Here is a 25,113-nt window from a genome sequence, read left to right on the forward strand (position 1 = left end):
TTTCTTATTCTAAAAGCAACTCCAAACTTCTCAAAGCCTTTCCATCAAACAAACTTTCCTGTGCTAAAAGTAGACAATCATCATAACTTCCAAATTTTTGAGTATGATAAAGAGCGACCGAAGCATTGGCTAAAACCACAGAATTTTGCTGCTCCGTTCCTTTTCCCTGAAGAATATTTCTGAAAATCTTAGCCGTTTCCTGTGTTGTTTCGCCAGCTTTTATACTTTCTGGACTCACGGAATCAAAACCTAAATCTTCCGTTGAGTAAATTTCTTCTCCGTTTTTAGTAATAATTTTACTGTCATGAGTCAAACTTATTTCGTCATAACCATCCATTCCATGAATTAAAATAAATTCTTTTTGATCTTTTTGAAGCAGATATTGATAGATTCTCGCAATCTCCAAATCGTAAACTCCAATCATCGAAAACTGAGGTTTTGCAGGATTTACCAAAGGTCCAAGAAGATTAAAAAAAGTTCTCAATCCTAAAGATTTTCGCAATAAACCAACCGACTGCAAAGCAGGGTGAAAGTAAGGTGCATGTAGGAAACAAATATTCGCTTTTTCAAGATCTTCTTGCAAATCTTTTGAATTGTTTTTGAACTGATAGCCAAGTTCTTCCATTACATTTGAAGCACCAGTAATTGTTGACGCTCCGTAATTTCCATGCTTGGTTACTTTTTGTCCTGCTCCGGCAACCACAAAACTTGCCAATGTCGAAATATTGATTGTATTCTTCCCGTCACCACCCGTTCCAACAATATCGATCGCATCGCTGGAATCCAAAGTTACGGGAACCGCCATTTGCAAAAGGGCTTCACGGAAACCCTCAAGTTCTTTCAAAGTAATATTACGCATAAGAAAGACAGTCATAAAAGCCGTAACTTCTGTCGCATTGAATTTATTCTGCGCAATTTCAATCATAATTGCCTTTGCCTCAGATTTAGACAAAGTATGATGATTAAACAAATATTGTAAGATTTCTTTCATTTGTGGAGTTTTTATAGTTGAGGGATTTTCTATTGTTCTCAATTTAAAAGAAAATTTTTAATGATAATTTCTCCATCAGGAGTTAAAATACTTTCAGGATGAAACTGTACACCATGTACGTCATATTTTTTATGTTGTAAAGCCATGATCATTCCGTCTTTATCAATTGCTGTGATTTCCAATTCTTCAGGAAAACCTTCGGGATTAACAGCCCAACTGTGATATCTTCCCACTTCCAAACCACTTGAAAGATTTTTGAAAAGTTTTGTATCATTTTTAACCAAATCTGCAGATGTTGCGACGCCGTGAAAAATCTCAGAAAGATTAATCAAACTTCCGCCAAAAGCTTCCGCAATCGCTTGTTGACCAAGACAGACTCCCAAAATACTTTTTGTAGAAGCATATTCTTTAATCAAGTCTAATAAAATTCCCGCTTCTTCAGGAATTCCAGGGCCTGGAGAAAGAATAATTTTATCGTATTTTCCAATTTCTTCCAAAGTGATTTCATCGTTTCTCACCACATCAACTTTTGTATTCAAAACTCTTTCGATGATTTGAACGAGATTGTATGTAAAGCTGTCATAGTTGTCAAAAACTAAAACCTTAGTTTCTGAATTTGTTTTTTCTATATTGTTGTTCATTTCTTTTACTTTTTAATAATTTTCAACTAATTTCCCTGCCTTCTCAACTGCTTTTTTCAAGGCGTTCAATTTATTATTCACTTCTTGTAATTCACTTTCTGGATTTGATTTTGCGACCAACCCAGCTCCTGCTTGATAATATAAAGTATTGCTTTTGCTTAAAAAAGTTCGGATCATAATGGCTTGATTACAAGTTCCGTTTAAACCAATCATTCCAATACATCCACCATAATATCCGCGGGAATCTTTTTCGTATTTATTGATTAATTGAAGAGCTTTATGTTTGGGAGCACCGCTCAAAGTTCCCTGAGGAAAGGTGGTGGCAACCATTTCGAAGGGATTTGTATTTTCCGGAAGATCGGCAGTAACTTCACTTACCATATGAATGACGTGTGAGAAAAGCTGGATTTCTTTTAATTTGGTCACCGTTACATTTTTGCCCAATTTTCCAAGATCATTTCTTGCCAAATCGACGAGCATGGTGTGTTCTGCGTTTTCTTTTGCATCGTTTTTCAATTCTTCAATCGACTGTAAATCAGTTTCAAAATCTCCTGTTCTTTTAAAAGTTCCTGCGATTGGATGAATAATTGCTTTATTGTTTTTGATAATTAATTGACTTTCAGGGCTTGAGCCAAATAATTTGTAATTTCCGTAATCAAAGAAAAATAGGTAAGGAGAGGGATTAATATTCCTCAAAGCACGATAAACATTGAATTCATCACCTTTGAATTTCTGTTCGAATCTACGGCTTAAAACCAATTGAAAAACATCACCTCTCATACAATGTTTTTGAGCCGTTTTCACCAGTTCAATATATTCTTCATCTGTAATATTTGATGTTTCCTTTCCTTCTTTTTCGAATGGATAAATGACGGTGTTTTGATTTTTAATTAAACTTTCCAACAAATACAATTCAGATTTTACCCCTTCGATTTGGTTTTCGATAATGTGCATTTCGTCGTTGTAATGATTGATTGCAATGACATATTGGTACAATCTGTAACGAAGAATCGGGATTTCAACCTCAGGACTTTGAGCTTTAAATGTAATGTTTTCGAAGAACTGAACCGCCTCAAAACTTGTGTAACCAAAAAGACTTTGTGCTGTTTCTTCTACGGGATCATCGGTTTTTTCGCATTTAAAAATGTTAGAAAAATGGTCGAAAACATCTGCGATTTTGTGTTCGATAATGAACTGTTTGATAGGTTCTTGATTGGGAAGTTTTATTTCAAATTCATTTAAATTTTTAATTTCAATTCCGGCAACGGCGTTGATGGCGATGAAAGAGAAATTGTTGTCGATATTTTTAGAATCCGAACTTTCCAGAAGGATGGTATCCCTGAATTTATCGCGAATCTGCAGATAAATATTCATTGGAGTTTGTAAATCTCCCAATGTTTTTTTGGATACAGTTCTTATTTTTATGGTTTTATTGAACATTTGTAGCTTATTTTTAACCTGATTTAAACGAAAAAGACTTCAACGTATACGTCAAAGTCTCTTATTATATTGTTTTATTATATGCTTGCTTGTAGATTAACGGCATGATAATAACTTCAGACCCGACGAAGAGTTTGAAAGCCACCACCAAATATTGTTGCTATTATTAAACATGTGACAAATTTAGATATTTTTTCAATACAAAAAATAAAAAAATTGAAAATAAAAAAACTTAAAATTGGAAATCTTATTCTGTCTGCGATTCCAATTGCTTGATTTTCATTTCATAATCCGGATCATCATATTCTTTCAAATAGTCTTGTAGAGCCGATTTGTATTCTCTTATAAATTCCTGATTCGTAGGATCTGCGTTGTATTTAATCTGTGCTGCGTTGATGGGAGCTAATTTCTGATATTTAAGCAAATTTTTCCCTTCATCAGACTTATTATAAAGGATAACGATATTTTTTTCATATCCGGAAATAAATTTTATAGGAAATGGCTTATCTACCTGCGGAATTCGAATTGCATTTTCAATAGGATAAATGGCAGCCGTCATTGTCGAAAAGAATGTGGAAATATATTTGCCATCCTGTTTCTTTACAATTGCTTCATAATCATGAATATACTGTTCGTTTAATGTAGAGTTTGTTTCAACGTCGGAAGTAATGATGGCTGTACTTTCAACGCCATATTTGTTTAAAAACCATGCATTTAAAAATTGTCCGCCAATTCCATTTAAGATAATTAAAGGAAGAATGGGAATCAAAAACCACCATTTTTTTGTTAATGAAGATAATATACCAAAGATTAAAACGACAATAATTGCCGTATAAAATCCGTGATGGCTGGTAAAAAATAGAATTTTTGAAATGAAAATCATACTTTAAATTTAATATAATCTTTAAACATAATGATTATAAATTCTGGATTTTTAATGAAAATATGGTCGAAATGGGTATTTGTCATGAGTTTAGAAGTTTATTTTTTATATTTTTGTTTCCAAATTAGAAAACAATGAAAAAAGTATTAGCAATTGCATTTATCGGAGGTTTATTGGCTGTAAGCTGTTCAAAAAAGCCAAATCATGATTTACAAGACAGCAACACAATGTTGCCGGAACCAGATGCTCCAACAGTGGTAGATTCTACAGCGAAAAAAGCGGATACACCTGCTGCAACTCCTGCTCCGGCAACAGAAGCTCCTAAAACTGATTCTGCAGCAGCGAAAAAATAATGAAGAAACTGTTTTTGGCAGGATGTGTAAGTTTGTTTGCTCTTTCTTGTTCTAAAAAAGAAAATACTCCGGTCGACGCTTCATCTTCTGAAACTACAGTTGTTTCGGATAAAGCAAATGCCAATCTTTCAGGAGATCAAATCATTGAAACTTTGGATTGCTCTGGTTGTCATTCGGTAAATGAGAGAATGATAGGACCTTCTTATCAGGAAATCGCAGAAAAATATTCAGATAAAGATATTGAATTGCTGGCGTCCAAGATTATTGAAGGCGGTAGTGGAGTTTGGGGAGGCGTTCCAATGTCTGCTCATCCTCAAGTATCAAAAGAAGATGCTAAAAAAATGGTGGAATATATTTTAAATCAAAAGAAAAAATAATTTCATCTTTATTAAATATAAAAGAGACTGTTTTTGAAGCAGTCTCTTTTTTGTATAGAGTGGTGTGTTTTTAGAATCGTATTTAAAAGTAGTCTGCTTTTACGTACAAGTTATCATTTCCTGTACCGTAGCTTACACTTACGTTCTGGCCGCTACTACATCCTACTAAAGAAAAGATGTCCAGTCTGTAAGTACCTGCCGGCAATTGAAGCATCGGCGCAGACGCGCTACGGTAATTACCTACAAGGTTCTGAGTAGTTGACAGGGTATTATTGTGCGATACTGAAGCCAGTCCCATACTATCCTGAATAATCGTCGCTCCTGTAGAATCCGAAATTCTTACCCAAGTATAAGACAATCTTGGAGTACCATCACTAATCACACCTCCACCAACAAGCCCGAAAGAGGTAGAAGTGGAATTAAAAATCGTTACAATAGCAGGTCTCACCAATGTGAAAGTTGTATTGTAAATAGACTGTGTAGAGTTACCTGTCGCAGTCGCAGTCGCAGTAACATTCACAACAACCGGAGTTGCATTAGGAATTGTATTGGTGTTGAAAATTAACATTTCTGAAGGTCTTCCCTGATAAATATCTCCCGTTGCTGTATCTAAAATCAAAGGAACGGTTGTGTTTGGAGAAGCTGTTGCAATAGCCTGTAAATTACTTACTCTGATGGGTGCAGCAGCAGCATTTACTTCCAGTCTTCTTGCTGGTGTGCTTGTTCCGATACCGATATTTCCTGCAGGAGCGGCCAATGTTCCGGTCATCCCTGTTCCGAAGATGGCGTTTCCGATATTCATCTGGTTACTTGCTGTAGCAGTCGGAATTTGAGAGTTGTTACCAATTGCGATGTTTGTTCCTCCAGTGGTAATATTCGACCCTGCAGCAGCTCCCAGAATAACGTTGTTGGAACCTGTCGTCAATGCAGATCCTGCTGTACTTCCTATTACTGTATTTGTGGAACCAGTAGTCAGGGTTGTGCCTCCTGCCGCATCACCGATTAGAGTATTGCTTGCGCCACTCGTAAGTCCCGAAGCTGAACCAACCCCGATGGCAACGTTGGAACTTCCTCCATTATTGGCAGCCAATGCACTTTCTCCGATTGCGATATTTCTTTGAATTGCAGCAGCAGTAGTGCTCGATAAGGAATTTACCCCTAATGCAATGTTGGAAGTACCTGTGGTGATCCCACGTCCGGTATTTAAACCAATCCCGATATTTCTTGATCCCGTGGTAAGGGTATTCAAAGAACTGGTTCCTAAAGCAGCATTACTTGCTCCGGTCGTTAAAACTGGCAAGGTACCAGCTCCCAAAGCTAAATTGTCTGCTCCTGTTGCCGCTGTAGGAATCGAAGATACCCCGAAAGCTGTATTGCTGGTCGTCAACATACCTGCCTGAACATTATTTCTTTTGAAAATAAGGTTTTGGTTGTCTGATGTTCCTACATAGTTTGTTCCAGGTGTTGTTCCAGCGTTCCCTGTTGTGTTCCAAGCTGTAGAAGCTACGGAAATTGGAGTTGCCAATCTCACCCAAACACCACCTTCAAAATAGTAGTAACCTGTGGTAGAGACATTAGCAGTTTGTCCAGTTGCAGTTCCAGTGCTTACATCATTAATGTAAATCATTGTTCCCAGAGGAACACCTGTCATGCTTTGTGCTCGTGCACGGTCTACTCGTGGTGCAAGTAAACCGTCAACATTTGTAGAAGTTCCTGTTGCATTTTTAGCAACAACATCTAATGAAGTGGTGGGGGAAGATGTATTTATCCCAACTTGCCCGTACATAAAACTTGCCGACCCTATGAGAAGAGTCCCGAAAATAAATTTCATATATAATCCTTTAAAGTTAAGTTATTATTCTAAAATTAGTAATAAAATCCCAATTATGTGATGTTTTTATCAATAATTTCTTAAAAAATTTAAGTAACTGCTAGTTTTATTTATGGGGTTTAAGAGAGAGCTAAAATAATGCCAAGTTGTGTGAATTATTATTCTAAAATGTTAATTAAAGTTGATTTAATATTTCTGAGTATCTATAATTTAATATTTATTTAAAACTTAAAATATTTTTTTGACTCATACCTATAAAAACCGTTATCTTTGCACGTTTATTGAAATACAGAAAAATGCAATTATCAGAACAGGAAATAATCCGAAGAGAAAAGCTGAATAAGCTTGTTGAAATGGGAATCAACGCGTTCCCTGCAGATGAATATGTAATTACAGATACTACAGAATCTATAAAACAGGATTTCTCTGAGAGTAAACAGGTGAAGATTGCAGGAAGATTGATGTCTCGTAGAATTCAAGGGAAGGCTTCTTTTGCGGAACTGCAGGATTCTACAGGGAAAATTCAAGTGTATTTTAACAGAGATGAAATCTGCACAGGTGAAGACAAGACTTTATATAATGAAGTTTACAAACACCTTTTAGATATAGGAGATATTATCGGTGTAGAAGGAGAGCTGTTCACGACTCAAGTTGGTGAGAAAACAGTTTTAGTCAAGAATTTTACTCTTCTAACTAAGACATTAAGACCTCTTCCTCAGGCGAAAACAGATGAAAATGGAATCGTTCATGATGGATTCAACGATCCTGAGCTTAGATACAGACAGCGTTATGTAGATTTAACGGTAAATCCTCAAGTGAAAGAAATTTTCGTGAAAAGAACAAAATTGTTTAATGCAATGAGAACTTTCTTCAACGATGCAGGATATTTTGAAGTTGAAACTCCGATCTTACAATCGATTCCAGGTGGAGCTGCTGCGAGACCTTTTATTACGCATCACAATGCTTTAGATATTCCGTTATATTTAAGAATTGCAAACGAATTATATCTGAAAAGATTGATCGTTGGTGGATTCGACGGGGTTTATGAATTCTCGAAAAACTTCAGAAATGAAGGGATGGACAGAACGCACAACCCGGAATTTACAGCAATGGAAATCTATGTAGCCTACAAAGATTACAACTGGATGATGGATTTCACAGAGAAATTGTTGGAATTCTGCGCCATTCAGGTAAACGGAACTACAGAAGCTACTTTTGGTGAACATAAAGTAGATTTCAAAGCACCTTATGAAAGAATTTCTATGACCGATGCGATATTGAAATTCACAGGTTTTGATATTACAGGAAAAACGGAACAAGAATTATTCGATTTTGCAAAATCTATCGGAATCGATGTAAACGAAACGATGGGTAAAGGTAAATTAATTGATGAAATTTTTGGTGAAAAATGTGAAGGGAACTTCATTCAACCGACTTTCATTACAGATTATCCGATCGAAATGTCGCCACTTACCAAAAAGCACAGAAGCAAAGAAGGTCTTACAGAACGTTTTGAATTAATGGTTTGTGGTAAAGAAATCGCGAACGCTTATTCTGAGTTAAACGATCCGATCGATCAGAGAGAGCGTTTTGAAGAGCAGTTGAAATTATCTGCAAAAGGTGATGATGAAGCAGGGCAATTCATCGATGAAGATTTCCTAAGAGCCCTTGAATATGGAATGCCGCCAACTTCAGGATTAGGAATCGGAATGGATAGATTAATCATGTTCTTAACGAATAATGCATCAATTCAGGAAGTATTATTCTTCCCTCAAATGAGACCCGAAAAGGTAGTTCCTCAGATTGAATTGGGAGAAGATGAGAAAATTATTCTTGAAATCTTAAAATCAGGAGAACAGATTTCTTTAGCAGAAGTGAAAGATCAGTCTAAACTTTCCGGTAAAAAATGGGACAAAGCATCAAAACTTTTAACTAAAAATAATTTGGTGAAAGTGGAAAAAATTGATGAAAATGTTTTGATGAAATTGGTGTAAAAATTTTAAACAAAATATAAATTAAAATCCTGAAATTTGTTTTCAGGATTTTTTTATTACACAAACGATAATTGGAAATTTCCCGTTCTCTATAAAACTTAAAATCGATGAAATCTGCTCATTTATTTCTGTTGTTTTTCATTTGTGCAACCTTTCCAGCACAGATGCTGACATCTGTGTATTTTGAGCACGACAGTTATCAGCTAAATCAAGAATCTAAGCGGAAGTTGGATAGTTTAATTCAATTAAAAAGCAATTTGAAATTCAGGATTTTTGGGAATTGTGATATTTCTGGAACTTCGGAATATAATAAAATTTTATCGGAAAATCGTGCGAGAACGGTCAGCAAATATTTACAAGAAAAGGTTGGAAATAACATCAAGCTGGAAAGTACAATTGGGTTGGGAGAAGAAAAGCAAATTAACGATAACAGTACGGCAGAACTTCGAGGAAAAAATAGAAGAGTAGATGTATTCATTGATGAAATTTTTGTTTCTGGAGAACGAAAATCAGGAGTCGCATTTGCCAGTTTTTTCAGTATGAAAATTTCTGATATGAAGGTTGGAGCAACCTTTTCGCTTCCAAATGTCAACTTCATTGGAGGTCGTCATATTTGGCTTTCAAGCGCGGAAAAAACTTTAAGGAAATTATCTTTTATTTTAATTGATAATCCAAATGTTGAGGTCGAATTACAAGGACATATTTGCTGCGATTACGATAATTTTGATGGCGAAGATCTCGATTTGAAAACCTTCAATCTTTCTTGGACGAGAGCCAATGCCATCAAAGAATATCTAGTAAAACAAGGAATTAATTCAAACAGAATAAAAGTAACAGGACAAGGACATCTTAATCCTGTTGTTTATCCCGAAAAAACAGAAGATGATCTTACAAAAAATAGGAGAGTTGAAATTGTTTTGCTTAAAAAGTGAAATGGAACTTGTTAAATTTTATTTTAAACTCGACGATAACAAAGAATTTTTTGATATAATTTTGTGGGCATTGTGTTAAGGATAATTTCATTGCAACTTCAACTTAATTTAAACAGATTATTATTTTCTCTGTTTACTAAATGAAAACATTAAATAAAACAAAAACGGCAAAATAAATAAAGAACCCAACATCAAAGCCCATCCTAAGGCAGAAATTGTTTTCGGAGCAGCGACATGTTCAAGCAAAGAAAGATGCTCACCGTTGGCAAAAAGAATGATGTTTGGATTGTGCTGATACGTTGCCGCAACCAAAATCATAATCACCTGAAAACCTGCTAAAGCTCTTACCGGAAGCAATTTTCTGGTATTCATGGCTCTCAAAATCAGAAAAAGACAAATGGTTGCAAAAACAGTAGCCATAATTCCCAATGGTTTTGAGAAAACCCACATTACCAGTGGAATATCTGATAAGTAAGCCGTTAAAAACACTAAAATTCCTGTAATCACTACAAAAATCATGGTCTGTTTTGATTTTTTAATCATTAAACCCAATTCCAAACGGTCGATTGTTTCTCTTAAAGCAAATATGGAAGCCAGATAAGCGCAAATAGAAACAGTAAATAACCCGACTGCAATTCCGAACCAATTCAGCCAACTGAATATATATAAGTCTACAAAGCTCGTTGCATCAGGATTTATCGAATGCGAAACCGTTGCAGCAGCGATTAGTCCTAAGAAAAAAGGAGTCAATAAACTTGAAAAATAAAATATTTGCGTGTAAACATGTTGCCAATCATCTTTTACCGCATCGTAATGTCTGAAAGTAAAGGCTGTTCCTCTTGCGATAATTCCGACTAACATTAAAACCAACGGAATATGAAGGTAAGTCGAAAGGGTCGTGTAAATTTGAGGAAAACCGACGAACAAAATTACAATCGCAATAATCAACCACATATGATTCGCTTCCCAAACAGGTGCAATCGATTCATACATAATGGTTTTCGTTTTATCACGTGCCCTTTTTTTAGTGAAAAGTTCCACAATTCCTGCACCAAAATCAGCCCCGCCCAAAATTATATACAGACAGATCGAAAGCCAAAGAAAACCTATAACTACGTAAATCATGATTTTTTGTTTTTAGTGTTAAATTCAGCATCGGTTGGATCGTACAATCTCGGAACCATTTGTATTTGTCTTCTCAAAAGGAATACGATAATTAATGATAAGGAAATAAAAATAGCCGTGAAAAAGTAAAATGAATACTGAATTCCTGGCATTGGTGTTACGGCATCTGCGGTTCTCATGATTCCGTAGATAATCCACGGCTGCCGACCAACTTCAGTGACTGTCCAACCTGCTTCTAAAGCGATATATCCGAAAGGAGTAGCAGCTAAAAATGTTTTTAATAACCAATTTTTCGTCAACCATTCTTTTTTTAAAAATGTAGCATACAAATAAACCATTCCTATGATAATCATCACGACTCCAAAAAAGATCATAATCTGAAAAGAGTAGTGTACCACGGCAATTGGAGGCCATTCATCTTTAGGAAAATCTTTCAGACCTTTTACTTCAGAATTAAAATCATTACTCACTAAAAAGCTTAAAACCTTCGGTATTTTTACAGCATATTTTATTTCACCTTTTTCTTCGTCAGGAATTCCACCGATCACGAAAGAAGCTCCTTTTTCTGTTTCAAAATGAGCTTCCATTGCTGCTAATTTTATAGGTTGTCTTTCAGCAACAGATTTTGCAGCGACATCACCGCTCAACGGTGCTCCAAATGCTCCGATTAAAGCAAATCCAGCCGCAATTTTGAATGCTTTAGTATGAAATTCTACATTCTTTTTTCGCATAATTAAATAGGCATGAACTCCAGCAACAGCAAATCCTGTCGCACAAAATGCAGCAACCGTCATATGCAAAGCCTGTGGAAGCCAAGCTTCATTAAACATAGCTTTTATAGGATCTATATTTAAATATTGTCCGTCGACATAATCGAATCCGGCAGGTGAATTCATCCAGGCATTCGCAGCAACAACCAAAATCCCCGACGCTAAACCACTTAAACCAACCAAAAATCCGCAAAACCAGTGAAACCATTTATTGAATCTATCCCATCCGTAAAGGAAAAATCCGATGGCAATAGCTTCAATGAAGAAAGCGGTTCCTTCCAAAGAAAATGGCATTCCGAAAATGGGTCCGGCATGCTTCATGAATTCAGGCCAAAGAAGTCCAAGCTCAAAGGAAAGCATTGTGCCGGAAACAGCTCCTGTTGCAAAAAGTATTGCAACACCTTTACTCCAGGCTTTGGTGAGTCCTTTGTAAACTTCATTTTTCGTTTTTAAATATTTCCAGTGAGCGAAAGCCATCAAAAAAGGCATTACCATACCAACACAAGAGAAGATGATATGAAAACCGAGTGACATCGCCATTTGTGCACGAGCTGCAAGAAAGTCGTCCATAAATATCAATTTTTGAGTAAATAAATTTACGCATAAATTAGAGATGTCTGGTATGATTTACAACAGTGTTGGTTTAAATTATAGATTTTAACTTTGATCTTTTTTATATTAAAAATTGTGTGTTTTAACTTTTAAAATCTATCATTTTTTGACATATTTTAACTTTCATACCTCGAAAAAAATCACGATATTTGTAAGTCTTTGCATTGGGCAAGATTTTTAATATTTGATATGAGTCAGAAACAATATACAGCTAGTAGTATTCAGGCATTGGAAGGAATGGAACACGTGCGTATGCGTCCTTCAATGTACATTGGTGATGTGGGAGTAAGAGGTCTCCATCATTTGGTTTATGAAGTAGTAGATAACTCTATAGACGAGGCATTGGCAGGGTACTGCGACACGATCTTCGTTGCTATTAAAGAAGGAAACGGAATCGAGGTTATGGATAATGGCCGAGGTATTCCGGTTGACTTCCACGAAAAAGAACAAAAATCCGCTCTTGAGGTTGTAATGACTAAAATTGGAGCCGGAGGTAAATTTGATAAAGATTCTTATAAAGTTTCCGGAGGTCTTCACGGAGTTGGGGTATCGTGTGTAAATGCACTTTCCAACGAAATGGTGACTACTGTTTATAGAGACGGAAATATTTATCAGCAGATATATTCTAAAGGTAAGGCGCAAACTCAGGTTGAAGAAATCGGTCATAGCGAGAAGAGAGGAACAAAACAGTTTTTCCAGCCGGATGATACTATTTTTACGGAATTAGTTTATAATTATGATACGTTGGCAAGTCGTTTGAGAGAACTTTCTTATCTTAATAAAGGAATTACAATTACCCTTACAGATGAAAGAGAAAAACTAGAAGACGGTTCTTTCAAATCTGAAGTTTTCCACTCTGAAGGCGGTTTGAAAGAATTTGTTGCTTTCATCGACGGAAATCGTGAATCGATTATGGAACACGTAATTTTCATGGAAGGTGAAAGAGATGATATTCCTGTTGAGGTGGCGATGCGTTATAATACTTCATTTAACGAAAATCTTCACTCTTACGTTAATAATATTAATACTCACGAAGGAGGTACTCACTTAGCAGGTTTTAGACGTGCTTTAACGAGAACTTTGAAGAAATATGCAGACGAACTAGGACTTCCTGCAAAAGAAAAAGTAGAAATTACTGGGGATGACTTCCGTGAAGGTTTGACTGCGGTTGTTTCTGTAAAGGTAATGGAACCTCAGTTTGAAGGACAGACAAAAACTAAATTAGGTAACTCCGAGGTTTCTGGTGCTGTTGATAAAATTGTAGGGGAGATGTTGACCAATTTCCTGGAAGAAAACCCGAACGAAGCAAAAATTATTGTGCAGAAAGTTGTATTGGCTGCAAAAGCTAGACAAGCTGCGAAAAAAGCTCGTGAAATGGTTCAGAGAAAATCTCCGATGGGAGGTTCTGGACTTCCTGGTAAACTTTCAGATTGTTCTTCAAAAGATCCGGCAGAATCAGAGATATTCTTAGTAGAGGGAGATTCCGCAGGTGGAACGGCAAAACAAGGTCGTGACAGATTCTTTCAGGCGATCCTTCCATTAAGAGGTAAAATTTTGAACGTCGAGAAATCGATGCTTCATAAAGTTTATGATAACGAAGAGATCAAGAATATTTATACAGCTCTTGGAGTTTCTGTTGGTACAGAAGAAGATTCTAAAGCTTTGAATATGGCTAAATTGAGATATCACAAAATCGTAATCATGACCGATGCCGATATCGATGGTTCTCACATCTCAACCTTAATTTTAACTTTCTTCTTTAGATATATGAAGGAACTGATTGAGAACGGATATATTTATATTGCTCAACCTCCTTTATATTTATTAAAGAAAGGAAATAAAAAGCAATATGCTTACAACGAAAAAGAGCGTGAAGAGTTTACTTTAGAAATGTCTCCGGACGGAAAAGGAGTAGAAGTTCAGCGTTACAAAGGTCTTGGAGAGATGAACCCTGAGCAGCTTTGGGAAACAACGCTAAATCCTGAACACAGAATCTTGAAACAGGTAACAATCGATAACGCCGTTGAAGCTGATAGTGTTTTCTCTATGTTGATGGGAGATGAAGTTCCTCCAAGAAGAGAATTTATTGAGAAGAATGCTAAATATGCTAAAATTGATGCATAATTAAAACTAAATAATAAAAAACTGAAAGCTCCCAATTGGGAGCTTTTTTGATAAAAAATGTTAAATTTTTTAAAAATGTTTTGAAATATAAAAAATATTTCTACATTTGTACCCAGAAAAACACAACAAAACAACACACGGGATGAAAAAAATGACACTTATGGTGATCGTCGCTATCGCGGCATCATACTCTTTTGCAAACGCGCAAGTAGGAATCAACACATCAACTCCGCAGGCTTCATTAGATGTTACAGGTAAGCCAACAATTGCTTCAAGCTTAGACGGTATTATTCCTCCTAGACTTACAGGGGATCAATTAAGAGCTAAAACATATACTGCGGCTCAGACAGGAGCATCTGTATACGTAACGGTTGGAGATTCAGCACCTGCAGGACAGACAGTTAATGTTAAAAATCCGGGAACTTATTATTTTGACGGTTCGGTTTGGAAATTAACTCCAGGAATTGATACAAATTTAATGAATGGAACTGGTACCGTTATTATGATTAATGGTGTAATACAGGTAGCTCAGGAAATATCTGCAAGAATGACAAATGATTGGGTAGTGCCAATTACAAATCCATCTTCTCTTGCTCAGGTAGGGAATATTGGAAATAAACTAATCGATAATTATAATGTTTTTACAGGAACAGCAAGTGGAAATACATTTACTGTAAAGAACAGCGGTACTTATATGATTGGAATGAACTTTCCGATACAAAATCAGAACGATAATGTTTTAAATGGTAATTTCTATTATGGTTTGTATAATAATACTGATAACACTTGGGTCGCTTTTAGTATCTATACAATAGATGGAATGAAGAATGGTGATGTTAAAGATATCAGTTATCAGGCAGCTATGGATTTAAGTCCTTCTAAGACGTATTCGTTCTGTGTGCGTCAGACACAAAATGGACTTACTGCTAGTAACGCAGCTCTTTTAAAAATTAGAGGATTAGCATCAACAAGTGTAGGAACAGCTGAAATAGGTTTTTTCTCTGTAAAACGTTTGAAATAGTTAAAATTAAAACTTAAAACAAAAAAGACTTCAGCAATGAAGTCTTTTTTGTTTTAATGAATGTGAAGTCTTTTTAATACAATAAAAATAACTTTCAAAAGTTATAAGATTTCATTATTTTTGCTAAATTTTAATAACCATGATGAAAATCCTATGTATCGGGGCGTTTTCGATAGCCTCTTTATATTATGCGCAGAGCTATCCTGTTTCTGCGATTCCTGAAAATCTGAAAAAAAATGCTGATGCGGTTATCAGAAAAGATCTTACGACGATTCAGATCAATTCAATTAATGATATTAAATATCAGTTTACCACTGTCACAACTGTTTTAAATAAAGACGGAGACGAAAAAGCAATAGTTGCTATTCCTTACGAAAAAGGTGATAATATTTCTGATGTAAAAGTTACGCTTTATGACGAGTCAGGAAAAAAAATAAAATCCTATTCGAAGTCGGATTTTGGTGATTTTGCCAATAACAATCAGGGAACTTTTTATTCTAATAACAGAGTAATGGCTTTGTCATTTACTCCGACTCAATATCCTTATACGGTTGAATTTTCTTATCAGATTGGTGAAGAAAATACTGTTTTCTTGCCAGATTTTGTGCCTTTCAGATCAACAAATGTTTCACTGGAAGAAGCGCAAATGAAAATTATCAATAAGTCTGGAATTGAGCTTAAATCAAAAACATATCCTTCAAAATACAATTATACTTCGGTAACAGAAAGTGATAATGCAGGTGAAAAAACGTTTACTTATAAAAATGTTCCTGCGATTGATGATGCGTTTTTGTTGCCACAACCTGTAAAAATTTTACCAAAAGTAAGCTTTGCTTTAACAAAGTTCAATCTTGAAGGTAAGCAAGGAACAATCAATAATTGGAGCGATTTCGGAACCTGGTATTACAACAGTATTTTGCAGCCTGTTTCCTTATCTACTCCCGCGATTAAAGCAGAAGTTGCAGCCTTAAATTTACAAGGAACAACCGAAGAAAAAGTGAAAAAGCTCTACCAATATATGCAGACGAAAACAAGATATATTTTTGTAGCATTGGGAATTGGCGGTTGGCAGCCGATGCTTCCGGATGAGGTTCAGAAAAAAGGTTATGGAGATTGTAAAGGTTTGACGAATTATATGAAAACTTTACTGGATGAAGCTGGAATTCCGTCTTATTATTCGGTGATAAATTCTGGGTCTTCACCGGTTTCTTTTGATAAAGATTTTCCGAAAATGGGTGGAAATCATGTCATTTTGATGGTTCCGACGGATAAGGGAAATATTTGGCTTGAAAATACTTCTCAGCAAATAGCTTTCAATCATTTAAGCTACAGTACGACAGATAGAAATGTTCTTTCTATCAGAAAAAATGGAATTGAATTAATTGAAACTCCATCATATTCTGCTGAACAAAGTAAAGAAAAACAGCAACTTAAGATCAAACTTAACGAAGATAATAGTATTCTAGGAGAAGGAAATTTTTCTTATACAGGAATTCAGTATGATAACAACATGGCGCTTACCCATCTTGATCCGAAAGAAAGAAACGAAGCTGTGAAAAATCTTTTAGATGTTCTTCATTTTGAAAAGATTGAAATGAAAAACTTTCTAAATGATAAAGATAATGCTGTTGCAAAATTCGATCTTGATTTTAAAGCAAATAATTATTCTAAAAATGCGGGAAGTAGTTTGATTTTCAGAGCAGTTCCTATTTATTCAAATAATATTTATAAAACTGAAGAAAACAGAGAATTACCATTTGAATTAAGACAGTCTTTTGAAGACGAATACGAAATCATTTTTGCGCTTCCAAAAAGCTATAAAATTGATGAAGTTCCTGAAAATGTTACGCTCAATTCAGAATTTGGAACGTATAAATTAAGTTTCGTGAAAAATGGTGAAGAATTAAAGGTAAACAGAACTATCAGAATCAATAAAGGACTGTATCCAAAGGAAAAATACAACGATTACATCAATTTCAGAAAAAAAACTCTTAACATCGATAACTCTAAAATTTTAATTTCTAAAATCTAAGCATGAAAAAGATCTTAATGGTAGCCATTTGTTCAGTGAGTTTTATTTTCATTGAGGCACAAAAACATGAATTTCTTGATCCTCCAAAATTCAATGATGCAGATTTATCCAAGCAAAAATCTGCTTTAGATGAAAATGCATCGGCGGAAATTTTATATAAATCTGTTCATTTCAGTATTGATAACAACACAGGTTCATTGGTGAAAAATACGTTTTACAGAATTAAAATTTATGATAAAGATAAAGCCGAAGATTGGTTGAATCTTGAAATTCCGTTGTATCAAAGTGGAAGCGATCAGGAAACGATTTCAAAAATCAAAGCATATACTTACAATCTTGAAAATGGAGCTGCTGTTACAACAAAAGTAGATAAAAGCTCTAAATATAAAAGTAAGGAAAGCAAAAATTATTCGATTACGAAATTTGCTTTTCCAAACGTGAAAAACGGTTCAATTATCGAGTATCAGTATGAAGTTACGTCTCCTTTTTTGTACGTTGTACCTGAAATTCTGATCGAGACCGATACACCTTCCTTGTATACAGAATATGTTTTGGATAGCCCATCTAATATTGCCTATAATGTTAATTATACAGGTTCTTTAACTCCGAAACATCGTGTTGTTGAGGAAAAAATGATGTACGGAACAAGCTACAGAACTTACAGATTCGGTTATGAAAATGTAAAAGGTTTTAAAACTGAAAAATTTGTAAGCAATGATAGAAATTATAGAACAAAAATAAGTGCAGAGCTACATTCAACGAATTTTAGAGAACTTAAATTATATTCTTCTTCATGGGAACAAATCAAGCAGAGATTATATGACCACGAAGATTTCGGTGGCGAATTGAAAAAAACGAAGTTGGCAAAAGAAAATATGCCGGCAAATATTTCCGGGATTTCTGATGAGTTGGAAAAAGCAAACGCGATTTTCAATTATGTGAAAAATACCTTTACTTGGAACAAAGATAGAGGAATTTACACCGAAGACGGAATAAAAAAAATGATTGAAACTAAAACAGGAAACGCGGCAGAAATCAATCTTTTTTTGGTAATGTTGCTTCGTGAAGCTGGTCTTAAAGCAGATCCTCTTGCGATTTCTACAGTAAGTAATGGGATAATTAATATTGCTTCGCCAAATGTTTCAAACTTAAATTTTGTAATTGCAGCGATCCAAACAAAAGACGGTTTTCATATATATGATGCGACTGCAAAACAATCTTCAGTCGATCAATTACCGCCAAGAGACTGGAATCAGTTTGGGGTTTTATTAGCGAAAGAAAAAGTTCAGCAATTGTCGATGGTGAATGCAAAAACGAGTTTTACATATCTGACGGCTAATGCAAAAATCAATGATGATGGAAGTATTTCTGGAACATATTCGGATAAAGATACCGGAACTTATGCCATGTTTGCTAAGGAAAATTATGATGATAATGCTGAAAAATATAAGAAGCAATACAAAGAAAATTTCACGATAGATTTTACGAATATTGATTCTAAAGTGCTTGATAATGGCGATTTTGAAAGCACAATGAAATTTACATCAGACAATCTTATTGATAAGATCGGAAAGAAAATGATTATCAATCCGATGTTGTTTTTAAATAAAAATTCAAATGAATTCGACCAAACCGAAGAGAGAAAATATCTGATTGATTTTGTCTCTCCTTTTACAAAAGTGAAAAAAGTGATTTTGGAAATTCCTGAGGGTTATGTAATTGAAGAAATGCCAAAGAATAAAAAAATCGTTACGGATGATAAGGAAATCGAGTACAGTTACATGGCAGAACAAAAAGGAAATACCATTGAGCTGACTTCCACAACGAAGATTATGAGTCCGGATTATCCGAAAGAATATTATCCTGCATTTAAACAAATATGGGGTGTTGCTTCGAAACAGGAAAATCAGGTGATCAGTTTAGTGAAAAAGCAATAGTTGAAAATTTTTTGAAATAATTTTAAAACCATTCATTTTTTGAATGGTTTTTGCATATAAGAAGAAAATGAAAAATTATGAAAAACACAATCGCTGTTTTGGCGCTGTCTTCTCTTTTTGCTGTTTCGGCTTGTAATAAACCTGATAAAAATATTCAGAACATAGATAAAGTTGAAACAGCACAACCTGAAAAATTTGTTGTTGACTCAGTAAAGATTGAAGATTCTACTAAAATTGCTGATTCTTTGTCTGCGCAATTTGATTCCAAATTATTGGTTTTTCCAACGATAAAAGATAAAAAATTATTAGACAGTATTTATTTTAACATAAAAGGAAATACAGATTATTCTAAACAGGGATTGCAGAAATTTTTAGAAAAAGATAAAGCCGATTATTTTAAATCAGTTAAAAACGACAGCAAAGATTTTATTTCTGATATAAGATTTTCACTAGAATGGTATGAAAGTTCGGGAATGACGATGGTTTCTAATAAAAATGATTATATGCATATCGAATATTCTTGGGGTTCATATTCTGGTGGAGCGCATGATAATTTTGGTTTTTCTGAAAGGGTTTTTGATTTAAAAAACAATAAAAAAGTTGAATTAAAGGATATTACATCAATGTCGAAAAAGCAACTGGAAACTTTATTAAAGAAAAATATTAATAAAATGAATGGAGGTGCAACGGACGAAAATGGAGAGATTAACAATTCTGATATGCTTCTGGAAGATATAATTCCGCCAACTGCGAACTTTTATTTCGATGATAAAAACTTGTATTTCCATTACAGCCCATATGAAATTACGGCTTTCGCTGCGGGAGACATTACAATTCCAATTTCGTTTGAAGAATTAAAGGCAACGCTTACTCCTGAGTTTAAAAAAAGAATGAATATAAAGTAAATAAGACAAGCTTCCATTTTGGAGGCTTTTTTTGTTATTTGGAACATTTTTTGAGTCATCTTAAAAGACCAAAAACACTTTTAAAAGATGAAAAAGAAAGAATTCATATGGATGATATTGTTGTTATGTATAATTTTTGCCTGTAAGGAAATTGAGTTTAAAAATAATAATGTACAAGCTGATAATCCCTCAAAATTAATTATTGATTCCGTGATCGAAGAGGACTCTATAAAAATTTCCGATTCAATGTCAATGAAATATTCTGCTCAGCTTCTTTTATTTCCTAATTTGAATGATAAAAAATTGCTCGATAGTATTTATTCCAATAAAAATATTACTGATTTTTCTAAAGGTGGATTACAAAAATTTTTGGTTAAAGAAAAGAAAGATTTAATTGAAAATAGTAAGAAAATAGTAAAATTTTCAAAATTAAAATCAAGACAAGATTGGAAATATGTTTCTCAAATGAATCTAAAGCTTAATAAAAATGATTATCTCTACATTCAGTATTATGATAGTAAATCAGAAGAAGGAAATAAAGATGTATATCGTTATAAAGAAAAGGTTTTTGATTTGAAAAATCATAAAAGAATGGTAATTTCCGATATTACGGCGATGTCCGAAACCAAACTTGCTGATTTGATAAAAGTAAATTTGAGTAAAACCACAATGATGCAACAAATGCAGAAATATGATTCGAAAGCCTATGAAATATTATCTTCATTATCGGTTCCTGTGACGAATAATTTTTACTTTGACGATAATAATCTTTATTTTCATTACAATATGAATCAATTGACGGAAAATTATGATATTGGAGATATTATCATTCCTGTTTCTTGGGACGATCTGAAAGGAACGTTAAAACCAGAATTTATGCAAAGAATGAAAATTAAATAAAAATTAATGCTTTCAAATCAGGAAGCATTTTTTAATTTTGCAGGAATGGAAAAAGTAGCCTTCATCATTAATCCTTTTTCGGCGAAAAAAAATTATCAGCCGTTTCTCAATGAACTGAAAAATAAAGTGCAAAATCCGTTGTACTATATTTCAGAATCGATTCTTGGAACGGATGAATTCATTCAAAAGCATTTTAATGATGTGGACATTTTTGTCGCAATTGGAGGTGACGGAACTATTTCAACGATTGCAGCAAATCTTATTAATACAGACAAAATCTTGGCAATTTTTCCTGCCGGTTCGGGAAATGGTTTTTCTAATGAAACTAAATTCAATAAAAATCTGGATGAATTATTAGAAAAAATCAAGACTAAAAATTCCCGAAAGATCGATACTTTCACGGTAAATGGTAAACTTTCCATCAATGTTTCAGGAACAGGATTCGATGGCAAAGTGGTAAAGGAATTTGAAAAAACTGACCGCGGATTTAAAAATTATATTAAGGTTTCTCTCAAAACATTTTTCAACTATAAACCAATTAAGGTTAAATTTTTTGATGAAAAATATCAGGAACATAACGGAAAATATTTAATGGTAAATATTGCCAACACGCGCCAGTTTGGAAATAATGCTTACATTGCACCACAAGCCAGCAAAAGTGATGGATTGGTTGATATGGTTTTGGTGAAAAAATTTCCGTTAACATATTCTGCGCTTTTTGCTTTTAGAATGTTTACGAAAAGATTAAAGGACGATGATTACGTTACTTATCTTCCTGTTTCTGAGATTGAATTTAAAGTAAATACTAAAAACTGGCACCTTGACGGGGAATTTAATAAAATAAAATCTCCAATTCATGTGAAAGTGCAGCCTTCGAGTTTGAACATTTTGGTTTAAAAACGTGAATAGTAAATTGCTAACCATTTTGTTATCAATTTAAAGATTTAAAAAATTAACGATTCACCCATTGACAGTTAACTTTTCTAGCCCCGATCGCAGCATTTGTTTGAGCTCATTTTTTTTTAGGTTTCGGCGCGGCAGCTTCGCTGCCGCGCCGAAACCTAAAAAAAAAATAGCGAGTGCGGAGAGCGGGAAATAGCTTCAAAAAAATTAAACTTCTAATTTCTTCTCCATCTCATTTGGATGATTCAAACAATATTGAAGCTGTTCTTTATCTAACTGTTTTTCCCAATTTGCGACAACAACGGTTGCTACAGAATTTCCGATAACGTTCGTAAGAGCACGACATTCACTCATAAATTTATCGATTCCTAGAATCAAAGTCATTCCGGCAATTGGAATTTCCGGAACAACCGCCAATGTTGCAGCTAAAGTCACGAATCCTGCTCCGGTAACTCCTGCAGCACCTTTCGAGCTCAACATGGCTACCAAAAACAACATGATTTGTTTTTCAATCGGAAGATGAATATTTAGTGCCTGAGCAATAAAAAGTGAGGCTAAAGTCATGTAAATATTAGTTCCATCCAAGTTGAAAGAATACCCTGTAGGAACAACCAAACCTACAATGGCTCTGGAACAACCTGCTTTTTCCATCTTTTCCATAATTCCCGGGAGTGCAGATTCTGAGGAACTTGTACCCAATACAAGTAATAATTCTTCTTTAAGATAGTATAAAAGTTTAAAGATATTGAATCCGTTGTACCAAGCTACAGCTCCCAAAACCAAAACTACAAAAAGGGCAGAAGTGATGTAAAATGTTCCGACTAAAAAGATGAGATTTAAAACTGAATGAAGTCCGTATTTTCCGATAGTAAAAGCCATTGCGCCGAATGCTCCGATAGGTGCTAATTTCATCAACATATGAACGATCTTGAATACAGGAGTGGAAAGATCCTGTAAAAATTCGGTTACTTTCTGACTTTTTTCTTTTGTTAACACCAACGCAACTCCCATTAAAATCGCGACCAAAAGTACCTGCAAAATATTCTCTCCAACCAACGGACTGAACAATGTTTCAGGAATAATATTCATGATAAAACCTGTAAGTGTTGTTTCGTGAGCTTTCTGCTGATATTGTGAAACATCGCCGGAAAGGGTAGAAGGATCGATATTTAAACCATGACCAGGCTGTAAAATATTTCCAACAACTAAACCTATAATTAATGCTAAAGTTGAAAATGTAATGAAATAGATCATTGCTTTAATGGCAATTTTCCCGACTTTTTTAAGATCGGTCATATGTGCGATTCCTAAAGTAAGGGTAATGAAAATCACAGGAGCGATAATCATTTTTACCAATTTGATGAATCCGTCGCCTAGAGGTTTCATTTTTTCACCCAGTTCAGGATAGAATCTGCCCAACAGAATCCCTGCAATGATCGCTATAATTACTTGAAAATAAAGTTGTTTGTAAAGTTGTTTCGCTTTCAAAAGTTTGTTGATTTTAAAAAACGAAAATTAGTAAAATTTGCTTTTAAATATGACAAAAGTCAGGAAAAGTTTCGGCGCGGCTTTCAGCCGCGCCGAAACTTTATCATTCTAAACCTTCAAGGTTTAGTAAAGTTATTTTATTCCGCTGCTACAGAATCATCTCCGCGACCATCCGCAACCGCATGAATATTACCATTATCATCAATCAAAATCATCTCTGTTCTCCCGATTTGGTTCCATTTTTCAACTTTATAACCCAGTTTTTCCAAATCTTTAATAGTTGTCTCAGGAAAATTCTTTTCAAAAGCAACCGTTTCAGGAAGCCATTGATGATGAAATTTAGGAGCGTTAACAGAAATATTGGCATTCAATTTAAAATCAACAACATCTACAATCGATTGATAAACAGATGTTGGAATTGTTGTTCCACCCGGAGTTCCCACAACCATATAAGGTTTTCCGTTTTTCAGAACAATTGTTGGAGTCATCGAAGAAAGCATTCTTTTGTTCGGCTGAATCGAGTTCGCTTCACCGCCAACAGCCCCAAACATATTGGGAACGCCAGGTTTTATAGAAAAATCGTCCATTTCATTATTTAAGAAAAATCCCGCTCCGGAAACAACGACTTTACTTCCGTATAAACCATTTAAAGTTGTGGTAACAGCCGCTGCATTTCCATCTTTGTCGATCACTGAAATATGGGTTGTTTGTGTGGATTCTTTAGGTTGATTTATAATTTTTCCAACTTCCGAGCTTGGTGTAGCTTTATTAAAATTGAAATTTTTCCATCTGTTTTTCAAATAATCATCAGAAATTAAATACGAAGTTTTATCCTGAATAAAATCCGGATCACCCATATATTCGGCTCTATCAGCGAAAGCCCTTCTTTCGGCTTCCACCATAATTTGAACAGCTTTCGTTGAATTTTGCTGATATTTTTCTAAATTTTCATAACCCGCCATTTTAAGCATCTGAGCCAATAAAATTCCTCCGCTGGAAGGTAATGGCATAGAAACGACATTATTTCCTTTATAATCGAATTCTAAAGCTTTTCTTTCGGCAACTTTATAGTTTTTGAGATCTTCTAAAGTAATAATTCCGTTTCCTTTTTTCATTTCTGAAACTAAAAGGTTGGCGGTTTTTCCTTCGTAAAAGCCTTTTAAGCCTTGTTTTTGAATTAATTTTAAAGTTTCCGCCAGTTCTTTCTGAATTAAAAGATCACCTGCTTTCCATGGAGTATCTTTAATGAAAACAGTTGAAGATTGATTGTGCTTTTGGAAATATTCTTTGTGTGAATTTAATAAACTCGCTTCCTGCTCGGTAATGGCAAATCCTTTTTCTGCTAAATCAACTGCAGGTTGAACTAATTGATCCATAGGAAGTTTGCAATGCTTTAAAGTTGCGAAAAATCCTGCTACACTTCCCGGAATTCCGACTGCCAATCTTCCGTTTTGGGATAGATCTGTGTTGGCTTTTCCGTTTTTGTCGACGTACATGTTGTGAGTTGCCTTTTTAGGAGCAGTTTCGCGATAATCGATGGTAAATTTTTCACCGTTATTTTTTACACCCACCAAAAATCCACCACCTCCAATATTTCCGGCCTGAGGATAAACGACCGCTAAAGCATATTGAGTCGCAACAATGGCGTCGTAGGCATTTCCTCCCATTTTCAGGATTTTTGCACCGGCTTCACTCGCCAATGGATGTGCGGAAACGACTACACCTTTATTTTTTACTTTAACTTCTTTCACAATGTTTATGTCGGTGTATTGTGCTGATAATGTGGTGGAAATTAGAATTAGTGAAATAATAATCTTTTTCATTTTGAAATTTTATAACCGAATTTACAATTTT

20 protein-coding genes are annotated in these 25,113 nt (G+C 34.6%); 11 read left to right on the forward strand and 9 right to left on the reverse strand.

Annotation, left to right across the window (positions count from 1 at the left end; genetic code table 11):
* Positions 1–4: 4 nt before the first annotated feature.
* The 4 genes from trpD to ACKX2A_RS19185 all read right to left on the reverse strand — a co-directional run bounded on the left by trpD (position 5) and on the right by ACKX2A_RS19185 (position 3,955).
* The gene (gene trpD / locus ACKX2A_RS19170) at positions 5–991 is read right to left on the reverse strand and encodes an anthranilate phosphoribosyltransferase (protein ID WP_415326535.1); all 987 of its coding nucleotides are present in this window, start codon (positions 989–991) and stop codon (positions 5–7) included.
* 38 nt (positions 992–1,029) lie between these two features.
* Entirely contained in the window at positions 1,030–1,632 is a 603-nt protein-coding gene (locus ACKX2A_RS19175; protein WP_415326537.1) for an anthranilate synthase component II, read from the reverse strand.
* A 12-nt stretch (positions 1,633–1,644) separates the two neighbouring features.
* Positions 1,645–3,072, reverse strand: coding sequence for an anthranilate synthase component I family protein (locus ACKX2A_RS19180; RefSeq protein ID WP_415326539.1), 1,428 nt, complete (start codon positions 3,070–3,072; stop codon positions 1,645–1,647).
* Between the two features lie 247 nt (positions 3,073–3,319).
* The gene (locus ACKX2A_RS19185) at positions 3,320–3,955 is read right to left on the reverse strand and encodes a hypothetical protein (protein WP_415326541.1); all 636 of its coding nucleotides are present in this window, start codon (positions 3,953–3,955) and stop codon (positions 3,320–3,322) included.
* A gap of 134 nt (positions 3,956–4,089) precedes the next feature.
* Between ACKX2A_RS19185 and ACKX2A_RS19190 the strand changes: the two genes are divergently transcribed.
* Both ACKX2A_RS19190 and ACKX2A_RS19195 read left to right on the forward strand, forming a co-directional pair.
* Complete coding sequence (locus ACKX2A_RS19190; protein ID WP_415326542.1) at positions 4,090–4,308, forward strand: hypothetical protein; 219 nt, start codon at positions 4,090–4,092, stop codon at positions 4,306–4,308.
* Positions 4,308–4,685: a c-type cytochrome gene (locus ACKX2A_RS19195; RefSeq protein ID WP_415326543.1), complete on the forward strand. Its 378-nt coding sequence runs from the start codon at positions 4,308–4,310 to the stop codon at positions 4,683–4,685. Before ACKX2A_RS19190 ends, ACKX2A_RS19195 begins: the two co-directional genes overlap by 1 nt.
* An 82-nt stretch (positions 4,686–4,767) precedes the next feature.
* Here ACKX2A_RS19195 and ACKX2A_RS19200 read toward each other — a convergent pair whose 3' ends face one another.
* Positions 4,768–6,516: a beta strand repeat-containing protein gene (locus tag ACKX2A_RS19200; RefSeq protein ID WP_415326545.1), complete on the reverse strand. Its 1,749-nt coding sequence runs from the start codon at positions 6,514–6,516 to the stop codon at positions 4,768–4,770.
* Between the two features lie 296 nt (positions 6,517–6,812).
* Between ACKX2A_RS19200 and lysS the strand changes: the two genes are divergently transcribed.
* Complete coding sequence (lysS, locus tag ACKX2A_RS19205) at positions 6,813–8,510, forward strand: lysine--tRNA ligase (protein ID WP_415326547.1); 1,698 nt, start codon at positions 6,813–6,815, stop codon at positions 8,508–8,510.
* 107 nt (positions 8,511–8,617) lie between these two features.
* On the forward strand, positions 8,618–9,442 hold the full coding sequence (locus tag ACKX2A_RS19210; RefSeq protein WP_415326549.1) for an OmpA family protein: 825 nt from the start codon (positions 8,618–8,620) through the stop codon (positions 9,440–9,442).
* A 120-nt stretch (positions 9,443–9,562) separates the two neighbouring features.
* On the opposite strand, the gene ACKX2A_RS19215 is transcribed toward ACKX2A_RS19210, so the two are convergent.
* Both ACKX2A_RS19215 and ACKX2A_RS19220 read right to left on the reverse strand, forming a co-directional pair.
* Positions 9,563–10,567, reverse strand: coding sequence for a cytochrome d ubiquinol oxidase subunit II (locus tag ACKX2A_RS19215; RefSeq protein ID WP_415326551.1), 1,005 nt, complete (start codon positions 10,565–10,567; stop codon positions 9,563–9,565).
* Positions 10,564–11,907, reverse strand: a complete 1,344-nt coding sequence (locus ACKX2A_RS19220; protein WP_415326552.1) for a cytochrome ubiquinol oxidase subunit I — start codon at positions 11,905–11,907, stop codon at positions 10,564–10,566. Before ACKX2A_RS19220 ends, ACKX2A_RS19215 begins: the two co-directional genes overlap by 4 nt.
* A gap of 231 nt (positions 11,908–12,138) precedes the next feature.
* Here ACKX2A_RS19220 and gyrB point away from each other — a divergent pair, with 231 nt between their 5' ends.
* The 7 genes from gyrB to ACKX2A_RS19255 all read left to right on the forward strand — a co-directional run bounded on the left by gyrB (position 12,139) and on the right by ACKX2A_RS19255 (position 21,765).
* On the forward strand, positions 12,139–14,073 hold the full coding sequence (gene gyrB / locus ACKX2A_RS19225; protein ID WP_415326553.1) for a DNA topoisomerase (ATP-hydrolyzing) subunit B: 1,935 nt from the start codon (positions 12,139–12,141) through the stop codon (positions 14,071–14,073).
* Positions 14,074–14,215: 142 nt separating this feature from the next.
* A complete protein-coding gene (locus ACKX2A_RS19230) occupies positions 14,216–15,094 on the forward strand; it encodes a hypothetical protein (RefSeq protein WP_415326554.1) in 879 nt (292 codons plus the stop codon).
* Between the two features lie 139 nt (positions 15,095–15,233).
* Complete coding sequence (locus ACKX2A_RS19235) at positions 15,234–17,126, forward strand: DUF3857 domain-containing protein (protein WP_415326555.1); 1,893 nt, start codon at positions 15,234–15,236, stop codon at positions 17,124–17,126.
* A gap of 2 nt (positions 17,127–17,128) precedes the next feature.
* A complete protein-coding gene (locus tag ACKX2A_RS19240) occupies positions 17,129–19,063 on the forward strand; it encodes a DUF3857 domain-containing protein (RefSeq protein WP_415326557.1) in 1,935 nt (644 codons plus the stop codon).
* Between the two features lie 77 nt (positions 19,064–19,140).
* A complete protein-coding gene (locus tag ACKX2A_RS19245) occupies positions 19,141–19,968 on the forward strand; it encodes an RsiV family protein (RefSeq protein ID WP_415326559.1) in 828 nt (275 codons plus the stop codon).
* Positions 19,969–20,055: 87 nt separating this feature from the next.
* Positions 20,056–20,868, forward strand: coding sequence for a DUF3298 domain-containing protein (locus ACKX2A_RS19250; protein WP_415326561.1), 813 nt, complete (start codon positions 20,056–20,058; stop codon positions 20,866–20,868).
* 45 nt (positions 20,869–20,913) lie between these two features.
* On the forward strand, positions 20,914–21,765 hold the full coding sequence (locus ACKX2A_RS19255) for a diacylglycerol/lipid kinase family protein (RefSeq protein WP_415329503.1): 852 nt from the start codon (positions 20,914–20,916) through the stop codon (positions 21,763–21,765).
* Between the two features lie 213 nt (positions 21,766–21,978).
* On the opposite strand, the gene ACKX2A_RS19260 is transcribed toward ACKX2A_RS19255, so the two are convergent.
* Positions 21,979–23,259, reverse strand: coding sequence for a dicarboxylate/amino acid:cation symporter (locus ACKX2A_RS19260; protein WP_415326562.1), 1,281 nt, complete (start codon positions 23,257–23,259; stop codon positions 21,979–21,981).
* Between the two features lie 137 nt (positions 23,260–23,396).
* A complete protein-coding gene (gene ggt, locus ACKX2A_RS19265) occupies positions 23,397–25,082 on the reverse strand; it encodes a gamma-glutamyltransferase (protein WP_415326563.1) in 1,686 nt (561 codons plus the stop codon).
* Positions 25,083–25,113: the final 31 nt, after the last annotated feature.

The organism is Chryseobacterium sp. MMS23-Vi53 (genome assembly GCF_047651245.1).
GTDB lineage: Bacteria > Bacteroidota > Bacteroidia > Flavobacteriales > Weeksellaceae > Chryseobacterium.